The organism is Mesorhizobium sp. M0761, from assembly GCF_040320205.1.
In the GTDB taxonomy this organism is placed as follows: Bacteria; Pseudomonadota; Alphaproteobacteria; order Rhizobiales; family Rhizobiaceae; genus Mesorhizobium.
In genome coordinates this window covers 1-2,500 of sequence record NZ_JAMYPF010000043.1, presented here as the reverse complement: position 1 = coordinate 2,500, position 2,500 = coordinate 1, and the positions used below count along the sequence as shown (strand labels likewise).

The following is a 2,500-nucleotide window of genomic DNA, read 5'->3' as shown; positions in this document are numbered from 1 at the left end:
AGAGCGTCGACCGAATACCCCAGGGGGTAGAGCACTGGATGGGCTAGGGGTCCTCACCGGATTACCAAACCTAACCAAACTCCGAATACCTGGGAGTACTAGTCGGCAGACACACGGCGGGTGCTAACGTCCGTCGTGAAAAGGGAAACAACCCTGACCTACAGCTAAGGTCCCCAAGTTATGGCTAAGTGGGAAAGGATGTGAGGATCCCAAAACAACCAGGATGTTGGCTTAGAAGCAGCCATCATTTAAAGAAAGCGTAACAGCTCACTGGTCTAAATAAGGGTCTTTGCGCCGAAAATGTAACGGGGCTAAAGCCATACACCGAAGCTTAGGGTTTGGTCCGCAAGGGCCAAGCGGTAGCGGAGCGTTCTGTAAGCTGACGAAGCCATACCCGTGAGGGGTGGTGGAGGTATCAGAAGTGCGAATGCTGACATGAGTAACGTAAGGGGAGTGAGAGACTCCCCCGCCGAAAGACCAAGGGTTCCTGCTTAAAGCTAATCTGAGCAGGGTTAGCCGGCCCCTAAGACGAGGCGGAAACGCGTAGTCGATGGGAACCACGTTAATATTCGTGGGCTTGGAGGTAGTGACGGATCGCACAAGTTGTCCAATCTTATCGGATTGAACGGGCAGCGGAGCGGTTCCAGGAAATAGCTCCTCCTTATAAACCGTACCCGAAACCGACACTGGTGGTCAGGTAGAGTATACCAAGGCGCTTGAGAGAACTATGCTGAAGGAACTCGGCAAATTGCACGCGTAACTTCGGAAGAAGCGTGACCCTTTTCTACGCAAGTAGAGGAGGGTGGCACAGACCAGGGGGTAGCGACTGTTTATCAAAAACACAGGGCTCTGCGAAGTCGCAAGACGACGTATAGGGTCTGACGCCTGCCCGGTGCTGGAAGGTTAAGAGGAGGGGTGCAAGCTCTGAATCGAAGCCCCAGTAAACGGCGGCCGTAACTATAACGGTCCTAAGGTAGCGAAATTCCTTGTCGGGTAAGTTCCGACCTGCACGAATGGCGTAACGACTTCCCCGCTGTCTCCAGCATAGACTCAGTGAAATTGAATTCCCCGTGAAGATGCGGGGTTCCTGCGGTTAGACGGAAAGACCCCGTGCACCTTTACTATAGCTTTACATTGGCATTCGTAGTGGCATGTGTAGGATAGGTGGTAGGCTTTGAAACCTGGGCGCCAGCTCAGGTGGAGCCACCCTTGAAATACCACCCTTATTACTATGGATGTCTAACCGCGGCCCGTTATCCGGGTCCGGGACAATGTATGGTGGGTAGTTTGACTGGGGCGGTCGCCTCCTAAAGAGTAACGGAGGCGCGCGATGGTGGGCTCAGAACGGTCGGAAATCGTTCGCTGAGTGCAATGGCATAAGCCTGCCTGACTGCGAGACTGACAAGTCGAGCAGAGACGAAAGTCGGTCATAGTGATCCGGTGGTCCCGCGTGGAAGGGCCATCGCTCAACGGATAAAAGGTACGCCGGGGATAACAGGCTGATGACCCCCAAGAGTCCATATCGACGGGGTTGTTTGGCACCTCGATGTCGACTCATCGCATCCTGGGGCTGGAGCAGGTCCCAAGGGTATGGCTGTTCGCCATTTAAAGCGGTACGTGAGTTGGGTTCAGAACGTCGTGAGACAGTTCGGTCCCTATCTGCCGTGGGTGTAGGAATATTGAAAGGATCTGTCCCTAGTACGAGAGGACCGGGATGGACGGATCTCTGGTGGACCTGTTGTGGCGCCAGCCGCATAGCAGGGTAGCTATATCCGGACGGGATAACCGCTGAAGGCATCTAAGCGGGAAACCCACCTTAAAACGAGTATTCCCTGAGAACCGTGGAAGACGACCACGTTGATAGGCCGGGTGTGGAAGAGCGGCAACGCTTGAAGCTTACCGGTACTAATAGTTCGATCGGCTTGATCGTTCTCATTCCTTATGCTCATCGTGAACACGATGATCTGACCAGCGCTCACGCATGAGCGGCCCTTACAGGGCCTATGCTCCGCGAGGGCGCCGGAAAACCGGCGACGCGCAGTCGCGCTTGCGGGCTTACGCCCGTAAGCAAAACACAAACGTCGCCTTGGCACGAAAAAACAGCTTCTCGATATAACGTGCGTTTTGCCGACCTGGTGGTTATGGCGGAGCGGCTGCACCCGATCCCATTCCGAACTCGGCCGTGAAACGCTCCAGCGCTGATGGTACTTCGTCTCAAGACGCGGGAGAGTAGGTCGCTGCCAGGTCTGCAAAACGCACGTTGAACTCTCATCCGCAAACCGGATGAAACTGAAATCTTCTCTCTACGAAAAGGCCCGCCAAGGGATCACGGGCCGCGCAAGCGGCCCTTTCATTTGGTCAGCCATATACCTATCTGTAAGCCATCCTGTTCATAGGCCCAGGCTTACGTCCAGATAAGCAAGCAAACGCTTGCTTCAGATCCGGAGCAGGCAAGAGCTTGCCCTGGAGAGTCCGGAGCAAGCAAGAGCTTGCCCTGGAG

2 rRNA genes (1 of these 2 cut by a window edge) are annotated in these 2,500 nt (G+C 54.8%); both read left to right on the top strand.

What is annotated here, in order from left to right:
- Window positions 1-1,930: ribosomal RNA gene (locus NKI32_RS31400) — 23S ribosomal RNA — on the top strand (it extends 872 nt beyond the left edge of the window).
- 201 nt (window positions 1,931-2,131) lie between these two features.
- Window positions 2,132-2,246: ribosomal RNA gene (gene rrf, locus NKI32_RS31395) — 5S ribosomal RNA — on the top strand.
- Window positions 2,247-2,500: the final 254 nt, after the last annotated feature.